Raw genomic sequence first — 22405 nt, 5'->3', positions numbered from 1 at the left:
GGGTCAGGGGTGGGGGGTGGTGGTGTGGTGGGCGGCCAGGACGTCCTGGCCGAAGTCGCTGGCCGGGCGGCGCAGCACCGTGTGCGCGTGGTTGCCGTCGTCGGTGGTGTTGTCGTACTCGATCAGCAGGTCGTCGCCCTGGATCCGGTAGTAGTGCCGCTGCCCGGGACTCATCGGGCCGGCCCAGGCGAAGTGCAGCTCGCGGCTGTCCAGCCGCTTCGCCTCCCGAATCGCCAGCTCCGGCGGGAGCCGGTCCAGATAGAGCGCGACCAACTGGTCGAGCAGTGCCCGCCCGGTGGGGCCGAGTCGGTCCGCCGGAACGCCGAGCGGCTCCAGCGGCCCGTCCACCCGCGGCCGGGTGGCGCTGATGATGTCGCCGGGCGCCTCGTCGTCGATGATCGCGGCGGCCCGCCCGGCCGGCCCGATCGTGTCCAGCAGTGCGCGGCCCAGGTCCTCCTCGATGCCGAGCGGGCGGGAGACCGGCCGGCCACCGTGCCGGACCGCGGCCGGGTTGGCGCCGAAGAAGATCGGCGCGGGGGAGACCTGGTCGTCCACCACCGTCATGCTGACCGACAGGTGGTGCCCCTCCAGCCGCCACGCCCAGCGGTCGTCACGCTCCGGGTCGCCGAAGACCGCCACCCAGTAGTCGCCGCTGTGCCGGCCCCGGCGCCACCCCTCGGCCCGGTCCAGCACCTCCTCGAGGGCGACGATCGCCATCGCCTGGGCGTACGCCGCCGGGCTCAGCGCGGTCGCCAGCAGCCGGTGCGCGGCCTTGCGCCCGACCACGTCCAGGTCGGCGAGGCAGGCCCCGGGCCGGGGCGCCGGCCGATACTCCAGCCAACGGCGGGCCGCCTCGTCGTCGAAGCGGTAGGCGGCGCGGGCGCGCGCCGGCTCGTCGAGCGCGGCCAGCAGCGCGCCGCCGGCCGTACGCATCTGCTCAGGTAGCGGATCTTCCACCGCCCCTGTATACCGTGCCCGACAGTGGGCCCGCCGGAGGTCACCCGGCGCGCAGCAGCTCCACCATCGGCGGCAGGTCGAAGAAGCGGGCGGTGTCCATCGCCGACGGAACGCCGTGATCCGGGTCGGCGCCGGCGGCGAGCAGCGCCCGTACCGCCTCGGAGCTGCTGCGGAAGACGGCCGCGGCCAGCGCGGTCTGCCCCCGGTCGTTGATTCGGCTGTGATCGGCGCCCCGGGCCAGCAGCGCGGCCACGGTCTCCGGGTGAGCGTGGTAGGCGGCCAGGATCAGCAGGGTGTCGCCCTTGTCGTTGGTCAGGTTCACCGGCAGCCCGGCGTCCAGGTGCCCGGACAGCTCCTCGGTGGCCCCGGCCCGGGCCAGGTCGAACATCCGGTGCGCGAAGGCCAGGGTCTCGGCGTCGAGTTCGTCGCTCACCGGTCCAGGTTAGGTCTCCCGCCGCCTGGTACGGTCCTCGGCCGGCGGATGGGGGAGGGCGATGAGCGAGACGGTGTACGTGGGCAACGCGGGCATCGACGGCGCGGCGGACGCGGGCTGGCTGCTCGGGCACTTCGTCCCGCCCGGCGACGTGCGGCACAGCACCGACGTCGAGGTCAAGTGGGGGGTGCACCCGGCGGGGGAGGCCCGCGCCCGGTGGGCGACCGGTGAGCGCCGCATCGCCCTGCTCGTGCTGATCAGCGGGCGCTTCCGGGTCGAACTGCCGGACCGCACGGTGGTGCTCGGCGCGCCCGGCGACTACGTGGTGTGGGGTCGCGGCGTCGATCACAGCTGGTACGCCGAGCGGGAGTCGGTGGTGCTCACCGTGCGCTGGCCGTCCGTGCCGGGCTACCAGGTGGAGCCGCCGGTACGCCGCTGACCGGGTCGAGGGGGCGGAACCGACCGGGTGCGGGCGGACCGCCGTCCCGGCATCTGAGAATACCTACTAAACCTATAGGGTTTGCCGCCTAGAGTGGGGTGACCGTACCGCCCGACCCGCGAGGAACGTCATGAACCGCAACGCCCCGCAGCCCGACCTGCTCGCCGTCGCCGCGAGGTGGGCGGCGGACCCGGCCGGCTGGCCCGTGCCGCTGCGCTTCGACCCCGCCGAGCGCTGGTACGGCCGGCTCGCCGCCGGGGCCGACCACGAGGTGTGGGCGTTGAGCTGGCTGCCCGGCCAGGGCACCGACCTGCACGACCACGGCGGCTCCTCCGGCGCGTTCCTTGTCGTCGCCGGAGCGCTCACCGAGGAGACGGTCAGCGCAGGCCGGTTGCGCCCGCGGCGGCTCGCCGCCGGTGCCGGCCGCCGCTTCGGCGCCCGGCACGTGCACCTGGTCGCCAACCGCGGCGACGAGCCGGCGGTCAGCGTGCACGTCTACCGGCCGGCGCTGCGCCGGATGACCCGCTACCAGCTCACCGACGGCCGGCTGCGGGTCGCCGAGGTGGCCGAGGCCGGCGTCGCCTGGTGAGCACAACCCGCCGACCCGCGCCGAGCAGCGTCGCGGCGCCGACCGGCACGCCGTCCCGCACCGGGTCGCCGACCCGTCGTCGTCATCGGAAGGAACCGAGAATGCGCCAGTCCCGCGCCACCCGCTGTCCGTCCCCGGTGCCCCCACCGGGTTCCCGGGGCATCGACGAGATCCTGACCGCCGCCCGGGCCCGGCTCGACCGGCTCGATCCGGAGCAGGCGCATCTGGCGTACCGGTCGGGGGCGCTGCTGGTCGACATCCGACCGGCCGCCCAGCGGGCCGCGCACGGCACGGTGCCGGGCTCGCTCGCGGTGGAGCGCAACGTGCTGGAGTGGCGATTCGACCCGCGCTGCCCGGCCCGGCTGCCCCAGGCAGTCAGTTACGACCTGCCCGTGGTGGTCCTCTGCCAGGAGGGTTACACCTCCTCGCTGGCCGCCGCGGCGCTGAAGGACCTCGGGCTGCACCGGGCCACGGACGTCGTCGGCGGGTTCGCCGCCTGGCGGATCGCCGGCCTGCCCGCCCTCGGCCCCACCCCGCTGCCCCCGTCCCCGCTCGCGCCCCCGGTGACCGCCGGCCGGGCGCTCCACTGACCGCCACGCGCCACCCGGCGTGGCGGGCGTACCGCCGTCACAGGAGGCACCATGTCCGTCGTCGCCATCTCGCCACGGCCGCACCCGCCGGTCCGCGCCGTCCGCAGCGCGCCGGCCCGCGCCAGCTCGACCCTCACCCTCACGGTCGACCTCGCGCCGGGCCCGCTCACGCCGGGGCTGGTCCGGCTGCTCGACCTGATCGGCGAACTCGCCGAGTCGGGGGAGGGTCGGCTGCGCGCCGACGACCTCGCCCCGGCCGGGCCGCGGGCCGTCCCGGACCTGCCGGCCGCCGCCCCGGACGAGGTCCACATCCTCGCCGGCTCCCGGGTGGTACGCCAGGGCGACCGGGAGATCCCGCTGACCCGCATCGAGTACGACCTGCTGCTGTTCCTGGCCGAGCGGCCTCGACGGGTGTTCACCCGGTTGCAACTGTTGGCGAACGTCTGGGGCTACGAGCACGCGGTGGCCCGCACCGTCGACGTGCACGTGCGCCGGCTGCGCGCCAAGGTCGGCGTCGACACGCCGGTGGTGACGACCGTCTACGGCGTCGGTTACCGGCTCGCCGACGAGGCCCGGATCGCCGTCGACCGGACCCGCTGACCGGCGGCTCCGCCCCTTCGCCGACGCGGCGCACCCGTACCCGCGGGTGCGTCGCGTCGTCCTGTCGGCGCGCGACGTGTCCCACCACCGTGACGTGGCCGGTCCATCTGGGAGCGTGCCCGGCGAAGGCGAGCGCAATTCACTTGCGACGGTGGGTACGGTTCGACACCGAATGTGAACCGGGTGGGCACCCCCCGTATCGGGTCATCTCGGCGGCTCTGCTGTAATCATCAGGCCTCGTACGCAGAGCGAGCATCCGGCTCCGATGCGTTCGTCAATTGTCACATTCATGCAACGCAGCCGCCCCTTGACCCTCGCACGGGCGCCGGGAAGCATCGATGAAGCGGCGTCCCGGGCCGTGGGGAGATACCCGGACCAGCCAAGGAGGACCATGTCGGTCAGCCCCGCCTCGTCGCGCGCCGGATGGCATACGTCCCAACCCGCGGTTCCCGGTCGACCCCCGGGCGGCCAGCGCCGCCCGGCGAACACGGTCGCGCCCGTGCTCACCGTGACGCTGTCCATCCCCCTCGCCGCCGAGGAGTCGCTGACCCCGCCGGCCCGCCGGCTGCTGGAGGCCGCCCGGGAGCTCCTCGAGCGCGGCGAGGGGGTGATCTCCAGCAACGTCCCGCTGGAGCGTCGGCCCGAGTCGCTGCCGGCCAACCGTGCCCCCGCCCGGCCACTCGCCGCGACCATCCCGGCCCTGCACATCCTCGCCTCGTCCCGCTCCGTGCTGCGCGACGGCGAACCGCTGCCGCTCACCCGGCTCGAGTTCGACCTGCTGCTGCACCTGGTCGCCCACCCCCGCCGGGTCTTCACCCGGCTGCAACTGCTCAACGCGGTCTGGGGCTACGAGCACGCCGGCGTCCGCACGGTCGACGTGCACGTGCGCCGGCTGCGCGGCAAGGTCGGCGTGGACGTACCGCTGGTCACCACGGTCTACGGCGTCGGCTACCGGCTCGCCGACGACGCCCGGGTCACCATCGACCGCAACGGCTGACCCGGCTCGGCGCCACCGCCCGCCGCGCCAAGCCTGTCGGCGCGCGGCAGGATGGGTCGGTGCGCATCCGTCCCATCTCGCCCGAGCGGCTCGTCGCCGAGCTGACCGACCGGCTGACCGATCGGTTGGCCGAGCAGGACGCCCACGCCGGGCCCGCCGCCGACGCGGCCCCGCCCCGACTCCGGGTCGGGGTGGACGGCCCGGCCGCCGCCCGACCGGACGAGCTGGCCGCCGCCCTGATCGACCCGCTGCGCGCCCGCGGCCACCCGGCCCTGCACGTGCGGGCCGAGGATTTCCTGCGCCCGGCCTCGGTGCGTCTGGAGTTGGGCCGGACCAACCCGGACGCGTACTACGAGGGGTGGGTGGACGAGGTCGGACTGCGCCGGGAGGTGCTCGACCCGGCCGGCCCGGGTGGCTCCGGCCGGGTACTGCCCTCGCTCTGGGACGCCGCGGCCGACCGGGCCAGCCGAGCCGGCTACGTCGAGCTGCCACCCGGCGGGGTGGTGCTGGTCAGCGGGGCGCTGCTGCTCGGCGGTGGGCTGCCCTTCGACGTCACCGTCCACCTCGCGCTCTCCCCGGCGGCCCTGCGGCGGCGGACCGACCCGGGGCAGAGCTGGACGCTGCCGGCGTTCGACCGCTACGCCGAGGAGGTCGCGCCGGCCTCGTTCGCCGACGTGGTGGTGCGCTACGACGACCCCCGGCATCCCGCTGTCGTGGAGCCGCCCGCGGGCGCCTGATGTCCCCGAAATCGCCGGTTTGGTCGACGGATCCGGTGGGTAATCGCCCGGCTCACAGAGCACGGGTGATCGCCCGTGCACCGGACGCGACCGTAACCGGGGCCAGGGGCCGCCGGGCCGCCGGTTGACAGACGCCAGGAAAGGCAGGCAGCGATGCTCGTCCATGACACGGTCGGCACGGGCCGTTCCCAGACGGAGACCGCCCAGATCCGTCAGTCGCTCCAGGCGCGCTACGACGAGCTGTCCGCGGAGTACGAGCAGGCGGTGCTGCAGAGCCAGGTGCTGCGGCTGGTCGAGGTCGGCGACACCGCCGGCGACGACCAGGCCGACAGCGGCACGAAGACCGCCGAGCGGGACACCGCGCAGTCCCTGCTGCGCACCATCCTCGACCGCCGGGCCCAGTACGAGCACGCGCTGGGCCGGTTGGAGGAGGGCACCTACGGCTTCTGCGAGGGCTGCTCCGCGCCGATCCCCGTCGAACGGCTGGAGATCTTCCCCTCCGCCACGACCTGCGTGTCGTGCAAGCAGACCCGGGAACGTCGGGCGGCCTGACGAGCCTCAGCGGTTGCCGGTCGGTCCGGAGCGCGGTGGACTTCACCCATGGGTGAGATCAAGGTGGGCACCGCGTCCTGGACCGACCGGACCCTGTTGGACTCCGGGTGGTATCCGCAGACGGCCGACACGCCGGAGAAGCGCCTGGCCTACTACGCCAGGAAGTTCCCGCTGGTCGAGGTGGACGCCACCTACTACTCGCCACCCGCCGAGCGGACCGCCCAGCTCTGGGCCGAACGCACGCCGGCCGGCTTCACCTTCAACATCAAGGCGTTCAGCCTGCTCACCGGTCACCCGACCCGGGTCAGCGCGATCTACAAGGATCTGCGTCCGCAGACCGACAAGCGCAACGTCTACCCCGACGACCTGCCCGCGCAGGCGTACGAGGACGTGTGGACACGTTTCCTCTCCGCGCTCGACCCGCTGGTGCAGGCGGGCAAGCTCGGCGCCCTGCTGTTCCAGTTCCCGCCCTGGTTCACCATCAAGCGGGACAACAAGCAGTACCTGCTCGAGGTGGCCCGGCGCTGCGCCCCGCTGCGGCCGGTCTACGAGTTCCGGCACGCCTCCTGGTTCGACGGGGACAACGCCGACGAGACGCTCGACTTCCTGCGTACCCACGAGCTGCCGTTCGTCTGCGTGGACATGCCGCAGGGCCACCGCTCCTCGGTGCCGCCGGTGCTGGCCGCCACCGCGGACCTCGCGGTGGTCCGCTTCCACGGGCACAGCGACAAGTGGACCAGCAAGGACATCCACGAGAAGTTCGGCTACCGCTACGCGGACCGGGAGCTGCGGGACTGGGCGCCGAAGCTGCGCGAGCTGGCCGACTCCACCCAGCAGACGCACGTGCTGATGAACAACTGCTACCGGGACTACGCGCAGACCAACGCCGCCACCCTCGCCGGGCTGCTCGACGCCGACTGATCCGGCCTCACCTGAGAAGGGTGAGGCCGGATCACCCGCCCGGCCGGCAGAGTGGCGGTGCGTGCGGTCGGCGTCGTCGACCCGGCCAGGGCGGCACCGCAAACGGTCGCCGGCACGCACCACGAGGAGGTGACCGGGAATGACGGCTCGGATGGTGACGGACCCCCGACGGGGCGCCGTCCTGCACGTGGTCGGCGGCTCCGGAGACACCAGGCGCGCTCCGCGGAGCGGCCGACGGGGCCCGATCCGCTCGCGACCCGGCCCGGTGGGGCCGCCGCGCCGCGACGACGACCGACGCTGGGATACCGACGAACGGGGGTGGGACGATGGCTGAGCAGTTGATCTCGGCGTTCGAGTCCTCGCTGGACAAGACGAACCTGATCCTGAAGGACATCGAGAGCGCCTACGGCTGGCCCAAGGAGCAGCGCAACCAGTCCTACGCGGCGCTGCGAACCGTGCTGCACCTGCTGCGCGACCGGCTGCCGGTGCAGGAGAGCGTCGAGTTCGCCCAGCAGTTGCCGGTGCTGGTGCGGGGCATCTACTTCGACGGGTGGAGCCCGTCGGACGTGCCGATCAAGCTCAACCGTGACGACTTCCTTTACGAGGTCCGGCAGGGCTTCCCGTACGACGTGGAGGGCGGCATGGAGCAGGTCGTGCAGGTGGTGCTGGACACCCTGCGCCGGCACATCACCCAGGGCGAGTGGCAGGACGTCAAGGACACCATGCCGAAGGACCTGGCCCGGATGATGCCGTGACACCCTCCGGCCCGCCCCGGCGCAGGGGCGGGCCGGGCGCTCACTCCGCCGGGACCCGGCTCACCGGGTGCCCGGCGCGGCGCGCCAGTCCGGCGAAGGCGACCGCGTCCACGATGGCCGCGCCCCCCGGGTCGTTGTTGAAGTAGACGTACGCCGGCGCGTCGCCGAACGTGTCGGCGAGCCGCCGGACCCACGAGGCGAGCGCCGCGCGTCCGTAGCGCGGGTGCGGACGGGCCCGCCCCTCGTGCAGTCGCAGGTAGCCGAAGTCGGTGGTGCGCCACAGCGGGGCAACCGGACGGCCGAGCCGGTCGGCCCAGACCAGCGCCGCCCGGCGTCGCTCCAGCAGCGCCCGGGTTGCCGGCATCCACCACGACGGGTGGCGGGGCTCCACCGCCACCCGCACCTCGGCCGGAAAGAGGCGCAGCGTGGCGTCCAGCGCCGCCAGGTCGGCGGGCAGGTTGGGCGGCAGTTGCAGCAGCACCGGACCGAGCCGGTCGCCCAGCGCGGTGGCCCGGCCCAGGAAGCGGCTCACCGGCTCGGCCGGGTCGCGCAGCCGCTTGATGTGGGTCAGGTAGCGGCTCATCTTCACCGCCACACAGAAGTCGTCGGGGGTCCGCGCCCGCCACGCGGCGAAGGTGTCCCGCTCCGGCAGCCGGTAGAAGGCGTTGTTCACCTCCACCGTCGCGAACCGCTCGGCGAAGTGCTCCAGCCAGAGTCGCTGCGGCACCGCGGCGGGATAGAACCGCTCCCGCCAGTCGCGGTACTGCCAGCCCGAGGTGCCCACGAGGATCATCGGCTCCATCCTGACACCGGCGGCGCCGCGCCGCTGGGTGGCCGGGCCGCCGAGCAGCGCGGCGGCGGACCGGCGAACCGCCCGTGCCGGACGGTCGGGGCGTCTACGGTGTGGTTAGAGGAGATCGCGCGTGGGGTACCACCCGCTGCACACGGACCCCGGCGCACGGCGGGGCGGCACAAGGGAGCACCGATGGCACTCAGCGACGACGACATGACCACCAGCGGCGCCGGTGGCGCCGAGGGCCCGGCCGACGGAGGGGCGACCCCCGGTCAGCGCGACGGCGGCGCCGACGGCGGCGCGGACCAGGGCGCCGAGCGCGGCATGGACCAGGGCGCCGACCAGGGCGCGGAGGGTCCGGCCGACGGCGGTGCGACGCCGGGTAAGCAGGACGGTGGCGCCGACGGCGGTGCCGAGGGGCCGGCCGACGGCGGTGCGACGCCGGGCAAGCAGGACGGCGGCGCCGACGGCAGCGCCGGGTAACGAGCGCCGTGACGCACAACGACCCGCCGGGTGGCCACGGCCGCCCGGCGGTCCCGTCCGTTCCCGCGGCGGCCGCGCTGGCCCGCTGCGTCAGCGTCGAGCCGGCGAAGTTCGCCGCGGCGTACTGGGGGCAGACCCCGTTGTTGTCCCGCGCCGACGAGCTGCCCGACCCCGCCGGTTTCGCCGACCTGTTCAGCCCCGCTGACGCCGACGAACTGCTCAGCCGCCGCGGCCTGCGTACCCCGTTCCTGCGGATCGCCAAGGACGGCGAGCTGGTTCCCGCCGGGAGGTGGACCGGCGGTGGTGGCGCCGGCGCCGAGATCGCCGACCAGGTCCTCGACGAGCGGGTGCTGGAGCAGTACGCGGGCGGGGCGACCCTGGTGCTGCAGGGTCTGCACCGCACCTGGCCGGCGCTGATCGACTTCGCCCGCGACCTGGGCCTGGCGCTCGGCCAGCCGTTGCAGGTCAACGCCTACCTGACCCCGCCGGGCAACCAGGGCTTCGCCACCCACTACGACACCCACGACGTGTTCGTGCTCCAGGTGGACGGTCGCAAGCACTGGCGCATCCACCCTCCGGTGCTGCCCGACCCGCTGGAGCGGCAGCCCTGGGGTGGCCGGGCCGACGAGATCACCGCCACCGCGCAGGGGCCGGCCGCGCTCGACGTGGTCCTCGCCCCCGGCGACGCGCTCTACCTGCCCCGTGGCTGGCTGCACAGCGCGCAGGCGCAGGAGACGAGTTCGCTGCACCTGACCGTGGGCATCCGGGCGCTGACCCGCTACGCGCTCGTGGAGGAGTTGCTGGCGCTCGCCGCCGAGGACCGCCGGCTGCGGGCCAGCCTGCCGTTCGGCACCGACGTCGCCGACCCGGACGCCATCGAGCCGGAACTCACCGAGACCGTCGAGGCGCTGCGCGACTGGCTGCTGCGGGCCGACCCGGTCGCGGTGGCGGCCCGGCTGCGGCAGCGGGCCTGGCCGGCGTCCCGGCCCGCGCCGATCCGCCCGCTCGCCCAGGCGGCGGCGCTGGCCGCCCTGGACGCCGACGCCCGCCTGAGCCCGCGAGCAGGGCTGCGCTGGCAGCTCGTCCCGGACGGCTCGGACCGGGTCGCGCTGCGCCTGCCGGACCGGACGATCACCCTGCCCGCGCAGTGCGAGCCAGCGGTGCGGGCCCTGCTCGCCGGCCCGGTCACCCGCGTCGGCGACCTGCCCGGCCTGCCCGACGACGCCGACCGGCTGGTGCTGGCCCGCCGGCTGCTGCGCGAGGCGGCCGTCGTCCCAGCCTGAGCGATGCCGGCCGGTCACGCCGTCACACCGTTGCCGGTCGGCAGTGAGCGAGCCCGCCGTCGATCATGCAGTCGGGGTGCCAGCCTCATCCACTTGTGCACCTTTCGTCACCCACCACAACTGCATGATCGACGGCCGGCAGGGGTCAGCGGCCGAGCACGAGCAGCAGCGCCGTGGTCAGCAGCCCGGCCGCCAGCACCACGGTGATCGGGCGTGGGCCGAGCACGGCGTGTCGCCGGTCGGCCAGCACCTTGGCCGGTACCAGGCCGACCAGCGGGCCGAGCAGCGTCACCACCAGCGCCAGCACGGGCATCCCGACGGCCAGGTCACCGCCGTAGCCGACCCCGGCCGCCCGGGCGCCCACCCCGAGGCCGTAGGCCAGGGCGGCCCCGCCCACCCCGCAGAGCGCGAGCATCGGGTTGACCGACCCGGGCAGTTCACCCGGTTGCCTGGTCCGGTTCAGTAGCTCCCGCACCCCGGCGAGCAGCAGCACCGGATCGCCGTCGGCGCCGACCGCCGGCGCGGGTGGACCGGCCAGCCGCCGCCCGGCCGCGCCGAGCCGGGCGCGCAGCTGCTGCCACAGGTGCGCCACCTCCGCGTCCACCCGCTCTTGCAGCTCACGCGCGGCGGTCAGCTCGCGCTCGGCGTCGCGGACCTGCTCGGCGGCCTCGGCGACGGCCCGGTCCGCGGCGGCGCACTGCCGCTCGTGCCAGCTGCGCGCCTCGTCCCGCTGGGCGTGCACCCGGGCGGTCAGGTCGGCCAGCCGCCGCACCTGGGCCGCGTACGTCTCACTGGTCACCGGTTGGTTCATCGGGCCGGTCCGTAGGGGATGATCACCTGTCCGGTGCGGTGCACCGCCCGGTCGAAGAAGAGCCCGCGCCACGGCCGGGGATACCAGTCCGGCCCGCCGGTGCCCGGATAGAGCGAGGAGCCCAGCTCCCCGCCGTGCGCGTCGAGCGCCACCCACGCCCCGATCTGGTCCGTGCGCGCGGCCGGCCCGCCCAGGTCGGCGCGCATCCGGGCCACGCCCCGCCACCAGGCCAGCACGTGGGTCCGCCGCTCCGGCCCGTCGTGCAGGATCCGGCGCAGCTGCTCCAGCCCGCTGCGCCGCCCGGCCGGCGCGGCCAGCGAGCCGGCCGCCGCGTCCACCGCGAAGAGCAGCAGGTAGTGCGGGTGGCTCGACGCGGTGAGGCCCTCCGCGGTCTCGACCATCAGCTCGGGCACGGTCTCCTCGTCGTACCAGGCGGCGTCGTCGGCGAGGTCCTCGTAGAGGGCGCGGGCGACCGGGTCGGCGTCGGGGTCGAGGCAGGCGATGGAGAACCGGGCGGTGCCCGGTCGGTGCTGGCGCGCGAGCGACCGGGCCGCCGCGTCGAGCACCGCGCACGCCTCGTCGACCCGGGTGCCGAGCACCGCCAGGTTGCGCCCCGGCGCCCGGGGCAGCCGCAGCGCCGCCGAGCGGGCCTGCACGTCGATGATCTCGCCGAGCAGCGCGACCGGTCCCCGCTGCGTCCCGTCAGCCGGCCGCAGCGCGCGGAAGTCCGGGGCGTCGGCCAGCCGGGGGATGGCATCACCGTCGAATAGCCGGGCCGGCGCGGCGTCCTGCGGACGCATCCGCCACAGCCGGTGCTGCAGGCCGCTCCAGGTCTCCCAGTCGCTGGCCGACGGGATCCTGGCCACCTCGTTCCCCTCGGGCAGCCCCGACTCGGCGTTGACCACGGCGTGCCACCGCGGCAGCGACTGGGCCGCGTCGTTGCGCTCGGCCAGGATCCGCAGTGCCTTCGGCAACGCGATGCGCAGGGTGAACTGGGCGACCAGGGCGGGCCGCCCCCACAGCGCCTCGATGCCCCGCACGTCCTGGGAGGCGAGCACCAGGTGGATGCCCTGCGAGCGGCCGCGGCGGGCCAGGTCCTCCAGCAGGTCGGCGGCCTCCCGGGCGACCACGTCCCGGCCGGCGAGCAGCATCTGGAACTCGTCGACGACCGCGACGATCCGCGGCCAGCGCCCGGTCGGGTCCACCGCGCGCAGCTCGGCCAACTTGGTGACCTCGTGCTTCTTGGCCGCGTCGGCCCGCCGGCGCAGCTCCTCGGCGAGAAAGCGCAGCAACGCCAGCCCGAACTCCCGGTCGGTGTTGACGTTGATGCCGACCAGCCGCATGTGTGGCAGCCAGCTCGGATCCCGTCGGCCCTGCGCGAACCGGGCGAAGGAGACCCCCTCCTTGAAGTCCAGCAGATAGAACTCCAGCTCGGCGGGGGAGTAGCGGGCGGCCAGGGCCCCGATCCACGCGAAGATCAGGTTGGTCTTGCCGGTCCCGGACGGGCCACCGATCAGCGCGTGCGGCGGGTAGTCGCCCAGCGTCACCCGCACCGGCCGGCCGTGCGGTCCCTCCCCGATCGGGGCGGTGAGCGCGGTGGACGAGTCCTCCTGCCACATCTGCTCCGGCGGCGGCAGCAGGTCGGTGAAGGGGGTCGGCGGCGGGCCGGCGTTGACCCGGGCCGCCACGTCCCGGCACGTCTCGGTGACCAGCGTCGCCGGTGGCGGCGGATCCAGCCGGACCGGCAGCCCCGGCGGCCCGCCGATGCGCGCGCCGTCCGGCTCGGCCACCACCCGGGTGATCGTCGGGTCGTCGGGCAGCGGCACGCCCCGGACGACTAGGTGGACCCCGCATGCCGCGCCGGTGCGTACCACCCGGTCGAGCTGTCCCCGCTCGTGCCGGGACAGCTCGTCGCCGCCGAGCAGCACAGCGACCCGCCACGGCTCGGGGCGGCGACCGGTCGCCGCGGCCAGCTCGCGCAGCGAGCCGTGCTCGCCGGCCAGCACGGTCTCGTTGATCCGGCGGATCTGCTCCACCAGGTCGTCGAGGAGTCGGCCCAGCCCGCCGGGGCCGACGAAGGTGAGCAGCCCAGCGGTGCCCAGCGGGGCGAACCCGGCCAGCCCGCCGCCCAGGTGCTCCGGGTCGTACCCGATCAGCCGGACCGCACCCGGTTCGGCCCGGCCCAGCGCGCGTAGCAGCAGCGCGGCCAGCACCGCGTCGCCGCCGTCCCGGTCGTCGCCGGTGAGGTGGACGTGCCCCGCGTCGAGCAGGGGCACCAGCGCCGGCACCGGTTCGGCGCCGGCGATCCGGACCGCGCCGACCCGCAGCGCGCCGGGCGGCTCGCCACGGCCGCCGGGCGTGGGCCGCCACCCTGGCCACTCCTCGCTGGCCGCGCCCGGCGCCTCCCGCCGCGCGGCGTCGGCGGCGCGGCGGGCGAGCTCCGCGATCCGGGCGGCGTGCCGGGCGTCGATCTCGGCGAGCCGGCGGTCCCGTTCCGCGCCGACCCGCTCCGGCACCGCCGCCGCGGCCCGGCGTACCCGGGCGAGCCGTTCCTGCCCGGCGGTCAGCTCGGCCTGCGCGGCGGAGAGCCGGGTCCGGCTCGCGCCGAGCGCCTCGGCGAGGGTTTCCCGGACCCGGGTGACCAGCTGGGCGCGCCGGTCAGCCATCGGAGCCCCGACGTCGGGGCGCGTCGTGCCACGGACCCGAGCGCGGCGGCACCCGGTCGCCGGTCCCGGCCGGCTCACCCGGCCACGACCGCACGCTCGCCGCCGCACCGGGTGCGGCGCCGGTGCGTCCCGACGGGCGGGCAGCGGGCCCGCGCGGTGGCGTCCGGCCCGCGCTGGTGGCGTCCTGACCGGCCGGCGGGCGCCGTTCGCCCGTGCGTCCCGGCGTGGTGCCGCCCGCGTCGGCCCGGCCCGCGTCCGCCGTGCTCGACCGGCCGGCGTCGGCGGGGAGGTCCCGGCCGAGGCGGGCCAGCAGCACACCGGTCAGCACCCCGGCGCTCACCGCGGAGTCCGCGGCGTGCGGCGGCTCCCCGGAGCGTCGTGGTGGGGGCATCCGGCAGACCCGGGTCAGCAGGGTGTCGAGCACCGGCACCGGCAGCCCGGGCAGCAGGTCACGCACCCGGCCGTCCAACTCGCCGCGCAGCCGGCCCAGGTCGTCGGCCCGGGGCGGGTGCCCGAGCAGCTCGCCGGCCAGGTCGCGGAGCAGCGGCGGGGCGAGCGCGGCCAGCCCCAGCCCGACGTCGGCGTGCGCCCGGCGCAGCTCGGTACGGAGCCGGTCACGGTCCCCGGCGCGTACCCCGCGGACCACCCGGCGCAGCAGCTCCGCGGAGTCGCCGATCCGCTCGTCCGGCTCGTCGGCGCCCTCCGGCCCGCCGGTCAGCTCGGCCACCCGCACCGACCACCAGCGACGTAGCCGCACCTGTTCGGCCGGTTCGGCCGCTACGGCGACGGGAGCGGCGTCGCGGGGCGCGTCGTGCCGCGGTTCGGGCTCCTGCGGCCGGGCCGCCGCCGGCCCGCCCCCGCCGGCCAGCCCGAGCGCGGTGAGGTAGGCCGCGAGCTGCTCCTGGGCCAGCCGTAGCGCGTAGCCGGCCGTCTCGGCGTGCTCGGTCGCGGCGGAGAGCTCCGGCACCCCCATCGGGTTGGCCGATTCCTGCCGCACCCAGCGCAGCCGCTCGCTGGCCAGCCCGAACTTCTCCAGCGCCTGGCCGAGCAGGTCGAGCGGCAGCTCCTCGGCGGCGGCGCGGACCTGCGCGCCGACATCCTCGACAATGGACACGGCGGGCCCTACAGGGCCGCGACGTAGAGCTGCGCCTGCTCGACCGCGACCAGGGTGGCGGCGAGGCACTCCTCCAGCTCCTGGCTGGCCTGGGTCAGCGACGCCTGGGCCGCCTCGACCGTCTCGTGGCCGCTGCCCTCGAGCGCGCCGGCGAGTGTCTGCTGCGCCTCGGCCAACCTCTCACCGGCTGCCTGGACGGCGCTCTGGCCGTCGCCGATCTGTTGCAGTGCAACGTCGATGGCTGCCTTGAGCTCGGCGACGCTCGCCACGGGGGGTACCTCCTGGGGGCGGGGAGGCCTTCATTAGAGCCTATTCGGGGCGCGGGAGAACATCCGCCCTGTCAGTGTTCCTGCCTCGCTGACCGCTTGTCACCACGAAGCGCCGGGAGTCCGATTGGCGGGACCGGAGGTCGGGGCCGCTCAGCTGCGCGCAGTGGCGTCCGGGCCGGTCATCGCGTCACGCAGCCAGCGCGGGCCGTACACCTCGGCGCCCCGGGCGGTGACGCGTTCGCGCAGCTCACGGTCGGCGGTGACGACCACCCGGCGCCGCTCCGGCGCCGCGCCGACCAGCTCGACCATGGCGTCGTCGCCGGAGCCCGGGGCCGCGACCACCTCGACCCCCGGCACGGCCGGCACGTCCCGGGCCGCGCCCTCGACCACGAGCACCACCTCGAGCGGAGGCGGCAGCTGCGGTGGCAGCCCGGCGGCGGCCACCCCGGTCAGCGAGTCGCGCAGCCGGGCGGTCGCTCCGGCCCGGTCCCGCCACCACCCGTTCGGGCGGGATCCGACCACGTTCGCGGCGTCCACGATCAACAGCGGCGGTACGTCCATCACCTCAGCCTGCCACCGCGACCGCCGGTACGCCCGCTGCTGGGCTATCCCGGCGGGTCGCGACGGGCCGGACGAGGGTCCGGTTCCGCGCCGGTGCCCTGCGCCGCGCGGCGTTTGTCGCGCCGACCGCCGGGTAGCCCCTGCCGACCGTGCCGCTCGCAACTGCGGAGGAGACATGATGGGACCCGGCGAGTTCGGCTCCGACCCGTGGGACGAGTTCCTGGCCCGGTACTTCGGCCGGGGTGAGGGTGGGCGCCGACCGGCGCACCGGGTCGACATCACCCGGCTGATGACCGCCGACGCGCGGGAGATGCTGGCCGACGCCGCCCGGCGCGCGGCGCAGCGGCAGAGCAGCGACCTGGACACCGACCATCTGCTCTGGGCGGCGCTGCAACGTGAACCGCTGCGCGACCTGGTCCGGCGGGCCGGCGCCGACCCGGACACGCTGCTCAACGCGCTCGGCGGGCGGGGGGACGGCGCCCCCCGTGGCGAGGTGCCGCCGAACCTGTCGCTCACCCCGGCGGCGAAGCGGGCCCTGCTCGACGCCCATCAGCTCTCCCGCGCGATGGGCGCGAACTACATCGGCCCCGAGCACATCCTGATGGCGCTGCCGCTGAACCCGGAGTCGCCGGCCGGGCGGATGCTCGCCGCCGGGCGAATCCAGCCGGAGTCGTTGCAGGCCGCCAACGCCGAGCGCGGCCCGATGACCGGGCCGAGGCCGGACCGCGGCACCCCGACCCTCGACCAGTACGGCCAGGACCTCACCGACCTGGCCCGAAACGACCAGATCGACCCGGTGATCGGCCGGGCCGACGAGATCGAGCAGGCGGTGGAGATCCTCTCCCGCCGTACCAAGAACAACCCGGTGCTGATCGGCGAGGCCGGCGTCGGCAAGACCGCCATCGTGGAGGGGCTGGCCGAGCGGATCTGCGACGGCGACGTGCCGCAGACCCTGCTCGGCAAGCGGGTGGTCCAGCTCGACCTGGCCGGCCTGGTGGCCGGCACCCGCTACCGCGGCGACTTCGAGGAGCGGCTCAAGAAGGTGATCGACGAGATCCGGGCGCACCGGGAAGAGCTGATCATCTTCCTGGACGAGATCCACACCCTGGTCGGGGCGGGCGGGGCCGGCAGCGAGGGCGGCATGGACGCGAGCAACATGCTCAAGCCGGCGCTGGCCCGTGGTGAGCTGCGGGTGATCGGCGCGACCACGCTGGACGAGTACCGCAAGAGCATCGAGAAGGACGCCGCCCTGGCCCGCCGGTTCCAGCCGGTGCTGGTGCCCGAGCCCAGCGTCGACGACACCATCGCCATCCTGCGCGGGCTGCGCGACCGGTACGAGGCGCACCACCAGGTGCGCTTCACCGACGAGGCGCTGGTGGCCGCGGCCGAGCTCTCCGACCGGTACGTTACCGACCGGTTCCTGCCGGACAAGGCGATCGACCTGATCGACCAGGCCGGCGCCCGGGTCCGGTTGCGTACCCGAACCCCGGCTGCCGACGTGCGCGACCTGGAGCGGCAGCTCGACGACGTCCGTCGGGACAAGGAGCAGGCGGTCGCCGACGAGCAGTACGAGCGGGCGTCGACGCTGCGCGACCGGATCGGCGAGTTGGAGGAGCAGGTACGTCGGGCGCACGGCGAGGACGGCGACACCTCGCAGGTCCCCGAGGTCGGTCAGGAGGAGATCGCCGAGGTGGTCTCCCGGGCCACCGGCATCCCCGTCGCCCAGCTCACCGAGGAGGAGCGCGACCGGCTGCTGCGCCTGGAGGGGCACCTGCACGAGCGGGTGGTCGGGCAGGACGACGCCGTGACCGCGGTCGCCGAGGCGGTCCGGCGCTCCCGGGCCGGGCTCGCCGACCCCGAGCGGCCGATGGGCAGCTTCCTCTTCCTCGGCCCGACCGGTGTGGGCAAGACGGAGCTGGCCCGGGCCCTGGCCGACGCGCTCTTCGGCGAGGCGGACCGGATGGTCCGGGTGGACATGAGCGAGTTCCAGGAGCGGCACACGGTCAGCCGGCTGGTCGGGGCGCCACCCGGGTACGTCGGCTACGAGGAGGCCGGTCAGCTCACCGAGGCGGTGCGCCGCCGCCCGTACGCGGTGGTGCTGCTGGACGAGATCGAGAAGGCGCACCCCGACGTGTTCAACATCCTGCTTCAGGTGCTCGACGACGGCCGGCTCACCGACAGCCAGGGCCGGACGGTGAACTTCAAGAACACCGTCCTGATCATGACCAGCAACCTGGGTTCCGAGTTGATCACCGGTACCCAGCGCTCGGTCGGCTTCGGCGCCGGCGAGCCCGGCAGCGCCCAGGAGAGCGACGAGTTGCGCGAGCGGCTGATGCGCCGGCTGCAGGAGAACTTCCGGCCGGAGTTCCTCAACCGCATCGACGAGGTGATCATCTTCCGTCGGCTGGAGGCCGAGCAGCTGCGCCAGATCACCGAGCTGATGCTGGAGGAGACCCGACGCCGGCTGCACGCCCAGGACATCCAGGTGGAGGTCACCACGGCGGCCATCGACTGGCTCGCCGAGCACGGCTACCAGCCGGAGTTCGGCGCCCGCCCGCTGCGCCGGGTGATCCAGCGCGAGGTGGACAACCGGTTGTCCCGGATGCTGTTGGAGTCGGAGATCTCCCCGAGCCAGCGGGTGACCGTGGACGTCAGCGAGGGGGCGCTGACCTTCCAGGTGGGGGCGGGGGAACGCGGCTACACCGCCGCCACCACGACGCACCCGCGATGAGCCGGACGCAGGCGCCCGAGCCCGAGAAGCCCCGGGAACCGGCGGAGTCCACCCAGGAGGACGAGCACCCCGAGCCGATCCAGGCCCGCCCGACGGCCAACCCCGCCCGCGTGCGGATGCCGGCGGAGGGGCTGAGCCGGAAGAAGGACGAGGAGGACCCGGAGGCGTCCGGGCCGCCACCGGAAGAGGAGGCCTGATGGTACGCGAGCAGCGGCTCGAACCCGAGGTTGCGGTGCTCTGGGATGACTTTCACGCCCAGGTCAACGTCCCGTCCGAGCAGTTGCGTCAGTGGCTGCTGACCCGCGGCTCCGGCGAGGAGTCGTTCGGCGCGGACCCGGATCTGGGCCTGCCCGAGCCGGGTCGGCAGATCCTGGCGGTGCTGCGCAAGCGGAAGGTGGACCTCACCCCGGAGGACATCGAGGTGATGCGGGACGCTATCGACCGGATCCAGTCCCTGATGGACGCCAAGCCGTCACGCGGCAACGCCGACGACGAGTGGCGCCACTCCCTGCTCGACCTAGGCCACGACGTCCTGGTCGAACGCTGACACCCGAGCCGGCCGCGCGGGCCGCACCGGCCCCGCGCCCGCCGCGCGTCGATCATGAAGTTGTTGTCACGGCGCCCGACGTGTCGTGACAACAACTTCATGATCAACGCGGGGTGGGGTGCGGTCAGGTGCCCTGGTCGGACTCAAGGCTGCCGAGGGTCAGGCCGGCAGCGTCCGCGGCCGCCTCCCGGTCGGCGCGCTGCTGCTCCTCCCGGGTGATCAGGTTGGCGTACTCGGTGATGTCCGCCGCCCCGGGCACCTGCGGCAGCCGGCGCAGGAAGGACTCCACGTCCTGGGCGGCGGCGGTGTGTGCGGCGGCCGCCCGGCGCAGCAGCTCGCGGTCGTCGGCAGCGGGATACAGGTCGGTCATGTGGCCGTGATACCCGTCGTCAGGCGGTTCGCACCCCACCGGCCCCGGCGACCGGGCCGGCCGCCGTCGGCCGGCGGACCCCGAAGCCGGGGTTGCGGGTCAGCCAGGCCAGGTAGCCCGGGTGCGGGACGAGCGAATCGGTGTACGCCGCTTTCGCCGTCTCCAGCACCAGCTCGGCGACCGGGCCGGCGGGGGAGTCCGGGTGCCAGCCGAACATCAGCCGCCAGCGCAGCGGCACCCCGGCCAGCCGCCGGGTGACCAGTCCGGTGACCGGACGGAAGGTGGCCTGGCAGAGCGCGATCGCCTCGCCGGCGTCCACCAGGTCGACGCAGCCGCGCACGTCGGTCTCGTACACCTTGCGCGGGGTGAAGCCGGCGCGGGCGCAGGCCGCGGCGAAGCAGTCGCCGAAGCAGCCGTCACCCGGCGCCGCCACCCACTGCTCGTGACGCAGGTCGACCAGGTGAACCTCCTCCCGGTCGGCCATCGGATGGCTCTCCGGCAGCAGCACCAGCACCGGGTCGACCGCCACCTCCCGCCAGCTGAGCCCGAACTCGGCCGACGGACTGGAGTCGCCGCAGACCCCGGTGAGCACGAAGTCCAGCCGCCCCCCGACGACCAGCTGCGCCAGCTCGTCCACGGACCACGAGGCGTAGGTGGTGATCTGCGCCTGCGGCTGCTCGGCGGCGAGCCGGTGCACCAGCCGGCCGAGGATGGGGCTGTTCACCCCGCCGAACCGGTAGCGCCGGGGCGTGTCCCCAGCCCCGGCCAGCCGCGCCGCCTCGTCCTGCAGCCCCTTCATCGCCGGCAGCAGCACCCGGGCCCGGGCGAGCACCAGCTCGCCGAGCGCGGTCGGCCGGGCGCCGCGCCGGTCCCGCTCGAACAGCGGGCCGCCGAGTGTCCGTTCGATGCGCTGGAGCTGGGCGGTGAGCGCCGGCTGGGCGAGGCCGAGCGTCGATGCCGCCTTGGTCACGCTGCCCGTCTCGGCGATCGCGCAGACGACCCGCAGGTGTCGCAGCTCCAGGTTCATACGGTGACGGTAGGACCCCACCCGGTGCTGCGGAAGGGCCCGGACGGATCGGTGACGATGGATGACCGGCGCCGGGCGGGCGGTGCCACCGCCCGCCCGGGCGCCGACGTCAGCCGCGCGGCGGCTCCGGCAGGTCGGCCAGGTACGTGGGCCGCCCCGTCACCACGTCCCGGACCTTGTCCACCACCCCGACCGCCGGTTCCACGATCCGGTTCCACGGCGGGGTGGCCGGGGTCGCCGGGTGCGGCCGGGTCGGCGCCGCCTCCTCGGCGATCTCCAGCCGGTTGCCCAGCCGGATCAGCTCCTCCTCGGTGGCCACCGCGCGCAGTGCCGCGACCAGCGCGCCCACCCCCTCGACGTGCCGACGGACCCGCTCGGCCACCTCGTCGAGCCCGTCGTCGCCGAGCGCCTTCAACGCGGTCAGCAGGGCGGCGTCGGCGTCGATCTCCTTCTCGACCCGCTCGACCGCCTCGGGTGCCGCCGCCCGCACCGCCGGCAGCAGGTACTGCTCCTCGGCGGAGAGGTGCCGCGACAGCACGGCGGTCAGCACCGGCAGGCCCTCCTGCGGGGTGGTGCCGGGCCCGGTCAGCTGCCCGAGCAGCTCCAGCAGCTGCCGGTGCTCCGAGTCGACGATGTCGGCGATGCTGCGACCACCGGGCCGGTAGCCCTCGTCAGGCGCGGGCGGCAACGGCGGCAGGGGAACGGTCATGGTGCCCTCCTCGGCTGGCGGGCGGTGCGGGACGGGGGAACGTACGGTCGCCCGGCGCGGTACCCCCGACGGCGCGCCGCGAAACCGCGAAGCGGGCCGGGGCGACCTGCCCGGACACCGCTGCTGGTATGAAGAAGCGATGACGACCGACCCCGCCTCCGCCCGACCCGAACCGACCGACGAGGTCGTCGACCTCTGCCGTGACCTGCTGCGGATCGACACCACCAACACCGGCGACAACGACACCAGCGCCGGTGAACGCCGCGCGGCCGAGTACGTGGCGGAGAAGCTCGCCGAGGTGGGCGTCACGGCCGAGATCCACGAGTCCGCACCGGGCCGCGCCAACGTGGTCGCCCGGATCGCCGGCACCGATCCCGGCCGGGGCGCGCTGCTGGTGCACGGCCACCTGGATGTGGTGCCGGCCGACGCCGACGAGTGGTCGGTGCACCCGTTCTCCGGCGAGATCCGCGACGGCTACCTCTGGGGCCGGGGCGCGATCGACATGAAGGACTTCGACGCGATGGTGCTGGCCGTGCTGCGGCACTGGCAGCGCACCGGGGTGCGCCCGCAGCGCGACATCGTGCTCGCGTACACCGCTGACGAGGAGGCCGGCAGCGACTACGGCGCGCACTTCCTGGCCGAGCGGCACCGCGACCTCTTCGACGGCTGCACCGAGGCGATCGGCGAGGTGGGCGGCTTCTCCTACTCGATCAACGACTCCCAGCGGCTCTACCTGATCGAGACCGCCGAGAAGGGGCTGGACTGGCTGCGGCTGCACGCCAAGGGCCGCCCGGGGCACGGCTCGATGGTGCATGACGACAACGCGGTCACCGCGCTGGCCGAGGCGGTGGCCCGCATCGGCCGGCACCGCTTCCCGGTAGTGGTCACCCCGACCGTGCGGGCCTTCCTCGAGGAGGTTTCCGACCTGCTCGGCGTCGAGCTCGACCCGGAGGACCCGGAGACCGCGATCGCCAAGCTCGGCCCGATCGCCAACATCATCGGCGCGACGATCCGCAACACCGCCAACCCGACCCGGCTGACCGCCGGCTACAAGGACAACGTCATCCCCGGGCGGGCCACCGCCACCATCGACTGCCGCAGCCTGCCCGGGCAGTCCGAGCTGCTCGAGCAGCAGCTGCGCGAGCTGATCGGGCCGGACATCGCGATCGAGTACATCCAGCGCCAGCCGGCGCTGGAGACGACCTTCGACGGCGACCTGGTCGAGGCGATGTCGGCCGCGCTGCGCGCCGAGGACCCGGGCGCCCGCCCGGTGCCGTACATGCTCTCCGGCGGCACCGACGCCAAGGCCTTCTCCCAACTCGGCATCCGCTGCTTCGGGTTCGCGCCGCTGCGGCTGCCCGCCGACCTGAACTTCTCCGCCCTGTTCCACGGCATCGACGAGCGGGTTCCGGTCGACGGACTACAGTTCGGCGTGCGGGTTCTCGACCGGTTCCTCCGCACCTGCTAGCCC

26 protein-coding genes are annotated in these 22405 nt (G+C 74.9%); 15 read left to right on the top strand and 11 right to left on the bottom strand.

Features of this window, described 5'->3' with window-relative positions:
* Positions 1–3: 3 nt before the first annotated feature.
* The gene (locus tag ACIBBA_RS13540) at positions 4–957 is read right to left on the bottom strand and encodes a DUF3500 domain-containing protein (protein WP_396696922.1); all 954 of its coding nucleotides are present in this window, start codon (positions 955–957) and stop codon (positions 4–6) included.
* Positions 958–997: 40 nt separating this feature from the next.
* Positions 998–1390 carry an ankyrin repeat domain-containing protein gene (locus ACIBBA_RS13535; protein ID WP_396696920.1) on the bottom strand — a complete coding sequence of 131 codons (393 nt, stop codon included), beginning with the start codon at positions 1388–1390 and terminating at the stop codon, positions 998–1000.
* A 61-nt stretch (positions 1391–1451) separates the two neighbouring features.
* On the opposite strand from ACIBBA_RS13535, the gene ACIBBA_RS13530 reads away from it, so the two are divergent.
* From ACIBBA_RS13530 to ACIBBA_RS13490, 9 genes are all read left to right on the top strand, one after another.
* Complete coding sequence (locus ACIBBA_RS13530) at positions 1452–1829, top strand: signal peptidase I (protein ID WP_396696918.1); 378 nt, start codon at positions 1452–1454, stop codon at positions 1827–1829.
* A gap of 130 nt (positions 1830–1959) precedes the next feature.
* Positions 1960–2418: a cysteine dioxygenase gene (locus ACIBBA_RS13525; RefSeq protein WP_396696916.1), complete on the top strand. Its 459-nt coding sequence runs from the start codon at positions 1960–1962 to the stop codon at positions 2416–2418.
* 101 nt (positions 2419–2519) lie between these two features.
* Entirely contained in the window at positions 2520–3008 is a 489-nt protein-coding gene (locus ACIBBA_RS13520) for a rhodanese-like domain-containing protein (protein WP_396696914.1), read from the top strand.
* 51 nt (positions 3009–3059) lie between these two features.
* A complete protein-coding gene (locus tag ACIBBA_RS13515; RefSeq protein WP_396696912.1) occupies positions 3060–3608 on the top strand; it encodes a winged helix-turn-helix domain-containing protein in 549 nt (182 codons plus the stop codon).
* Positions 3609–3999: 391 nt separating this feature from the next.
* Positions 4000–4605, top strand: coding sequence for a winged helix-turn-helix domain-containing protein (locus tag ACIBBA_RS13510; protein ID WP_396696910.1), 606 nt, complete (start codon positions 4000–4002; stop codon positions 4603–4605).
* Positions 4606–4664: 59 nt separating this feature from the next.
* Complete coding sequence (locus ACIBBA_RS13505) at positions 4665–5342, top strand: uridine kinase (protein WP_396696908.1); 678 nt, start codon at positions 4665–4667, stop codon at positions 5340–5342.
* A 153-nt stretch (positions 5343–5495) separates the two neighbouring features.
* A complete protein-coding gene (locus tag ACIBBA_RS13500; RefSeq protein ID WP_350876551.1) occupies positions 5496–5894 on the top strand; it encodes a TraR/DksA C4-type zinc finger protein in 399 nt (132 codons plus the stop codon).
* A 48-nt stretch (positions 5895–5942) separates the two neighbouring features.
* Positions 5943–6815 carry a DUF72 domain-containing protein gene (locus ACIBBA_RS13495; RefSeq protein ID WP_396696905.1) on the top strand — a complete coding sequence of 291 codons (873 nt, stop codon included), beginning with the start codon at positions 5943–5945 and terminating at the stop codon, positions 6813–6815.
* Between the two features lie 326 nt (positions 6816–7141).
* Positions 7142–7570, top strand: coding sequence for a DUF2267 domain-containing protein (locus ACIBBA_RS13490; RefSeq protein ID WP_350876547.1), 429 nt, complete (start codon positions 7142–7144; stop codon positions 7568–7570).
* Positions 7571–7610: 40 nt separating this feature from the next.
* On the opposite strand, the gene ACIBBA_RS13485 is transcribed toward ACIBBA_RS13490, so the two are convergent.
* Positions 7611–8363: a DUF72 domain-containing protein gene (locus ACIBBA_RS13485; RefSeq protein WP_396696903.1), complete on the bottom strand. Its 753-nt coding sequence runs from the start codon at positions 8361–8363 to the stop codon at positions 7611–7613.
* Between the two features lie 192 nt (positions 8364–8555).
* Here ACIBBA_RS13485 and ACIBBA_RS13480 point away from each other — a divergent pair, with 192 nt between their 5' ends.
* On the top strand, positions 8556–8846 hold the full coding sequence (locus tag ACIBBA_RS13480) for a hypothetical protein (RefSeq protein ID WP_350876543.1): 291 nt from the start codon (positions 8556–8558) through the stop codon (positions 8844–8846).
* 8 nt (positions 8847–8854) lie between these two features.
* Complete coding sequence (locus ACIBBA_RS13475) at positions 8855–10129, top strand: cupin domain-containing protein (protein WP_396696901.1); 1275 nt, start codon at positions 8855–8857, stop codon at positions 10127–10129.
* 145 nt (positions 10130–10274) lie between these two features.
* Here the strand turns inward: ACIBBA_RS13475 and ACIBBA_RS13470 are convergent, their stop codons facing one another.
* The 5 genes from ACIBBA_RS13470 to ACIBBA_RS13450 form a co-directional block, all read right to left on the bottom strand.
* Positions 10275–10940, bottom strand: a complete 666-nt coding sequence (locus ACIBBA_RS13470) for a hypothetical protein (protein ID WP_396696899.1) — start codon at positions 10938–10940, stop codon at positions 10275–10277.
* Positions 10937–13606: an FtsK/SpoIIIE domain-containing protein gene (locus ACIBBA_RS13465; protein ID WP_396696897.1), complete on the bottom strand. Its 2670-nt coding sequence runs from the start codon at positions 13604–13606 to the stop codon at positions 10937–10939. The genes ACIBBA_RS13470 and ACIBBA_RS13465 overlap by 4 nt, the downstream gene beginning before the upstream one ends.
* Positions 13599–14720 (bottom strand): hypothetical protein, encoded by a 1122-nt coding sequence (locus tag ACIBBA_RS13460; RefSeq protein WP_396696895.1) that lies wholly within the window; start codon positions 14718–14720, stop codon positions 13599–13601. The genes ACIBBA_RS13465 and ACIBBA_RS13460 overlap by 8 nt, the downstream gene beginning before the upstream one ends.
* Before the next feature lie 8 nt (positions 14721–14728).
* Positions 14729–14989 carry a hypothetical protein gene (locus ACIBBA_RS13455; protein WP_350876533.1) on the bottom strand — a complete coding sequence of 87 codons (261 nt, stop codon included), beginning with the start codon at positions 14987–14989 and terminating at the stop codon, positions 14729–14731.
* 150 nt (positions 14990–15139) lie between these two features.
* Positions 15140–15550, bottom strand: coding sequence for a hypothetical protein (locus ACIBBA_RS13450; RefSeq protein WP_396696893.1), 411 nt, complete (start codon positions 15548–15550; stop codon positions 15140–15142).
* 175 nt (positions 15551–15725) lie between these two features.
* Between ACIBBA_RS13450 and ACIBBA_RS13445 the strand changes: the two genes are divergently transcribed.
* From ACIBBA_RS13445 to ACIBBA_RS13435, 3 genes are read left to right on the top strand one after another with little or no spacing between them, the layout of a single operon-like run.
* Positions 15726–18281 (top strand): ATP-dependent Clp protease ATP-binding subunit, encoded by a 2556-nt coding sequence (locus ACIBBA_RS13445; RefSeq protein WP_396696891.1) that lies wholly within the window; start codon positions 15726–15728, stop codon positions 18279–18281.
* On the top strand, positions 18278–18478 hold the full coding sequence (locus ACIBBA_RS13440; RefSeq protein WP_350876527.1) for a hypothetical protein: 201 nt from the start codon (positions 18278–18280) through the stop codon (positions 18476–18478). The genes ACIBBA_RS13445 and ACIBBA_RS13440 overlap by 4 nt, the downstream gene beginning before the upstream one ends.
* Positions 18478–18828, top strand: coding sequence for a DUF3140 domain-containing protein (locus ACIBBA_RS13435; RefSeq protein WP_396696888.1), 351 nt, complete (start codon positions 18478–18480; stop codon positions 18826–18828). The genes ACIBBA_RS13440 and ACIBBA_RS13435 overlap by 1 nt, the downstream gene beginning before the upstream one ends.
* A 124-nt stretch (positions 18829–18952) precedes the next feature.
* On the opposite strand, the gene ACIBBA_RS13430 is transcribed toward ACIBBA_RS13435, so the two are convergent.
* The 3 genes from ACIBBA_RS13430 to ACIBBA_RS13420 form a co-directional block, all read right to left on the bottom strand.
* Positions 18953–19198: a hypothetical protein gene (locus ACIBBA_RS13430; RefSeq protein WP_396696886.1), complete on the bottom strand. Its 246-nt coding sequence runs from the start codon at positions 19196–19198 to the stop codon at positions 18953–18955.
* 19 nt (positions 19199–19217) lie between these two features.
* Positions 19218–20225 (bottom strand): LysR family transcriptional regulator, encoded by a 1008-nt coding sequence (locus ACIBBA_RS13425; RefSeq protein WP_350876522.1) that lies wholly within the window; start codon positions 20223–20225, stop codon positions 19218–19220.
* A gap of 109 nt (positions 20226–20334) precedes the next feature.
* Positions 20335–20934, bottom strand: a complete 600-nt coding sequence (locus ACIBBA_RS13420; protein WP_396696884.1) for a hemerythrin domain-containing protein — start codon at positions 20932–20934, stop codon at positions 20335–20337.
* A 139-nt stretch (positions 20935–21073) separates the two neighbouring features.
* Here ACIBBA_RS13420 and ACIBBA_RS13415 point away from each other — a divergent pair, with 139 nt between their 5' ends.
* The gene (locus ACIBBA_RS13415) at positions 21074–22402 is read left to right on the top strand and encodes a M20/M25/M40 family metallo-hydrolase (protein ID WP_396696882.1); all 1329 of its coding nucleotides are present in this window, start codon (positions 21074–21076) and stop codon (positions 22400–22402) included.
* The last annotated feature ends 3 nt before the right edge of the window (positions 22403–22405 follow it).

Origin of the sequence: Micromonospora sp. NPDC051006 (genome assembly GCF_044456245.1) — a bacterium.
Classification (GTDB): Bacteria; Actinomycetota; Actinomycetes; order Mycobacteriales; family Micromonosporaceae; genus Micromonospora.
The sequence above is the reverse complement of the archived record's forward strand: the minus strand, read 5'-3'. Positions and strand labels throughout refer to the sequence as shown.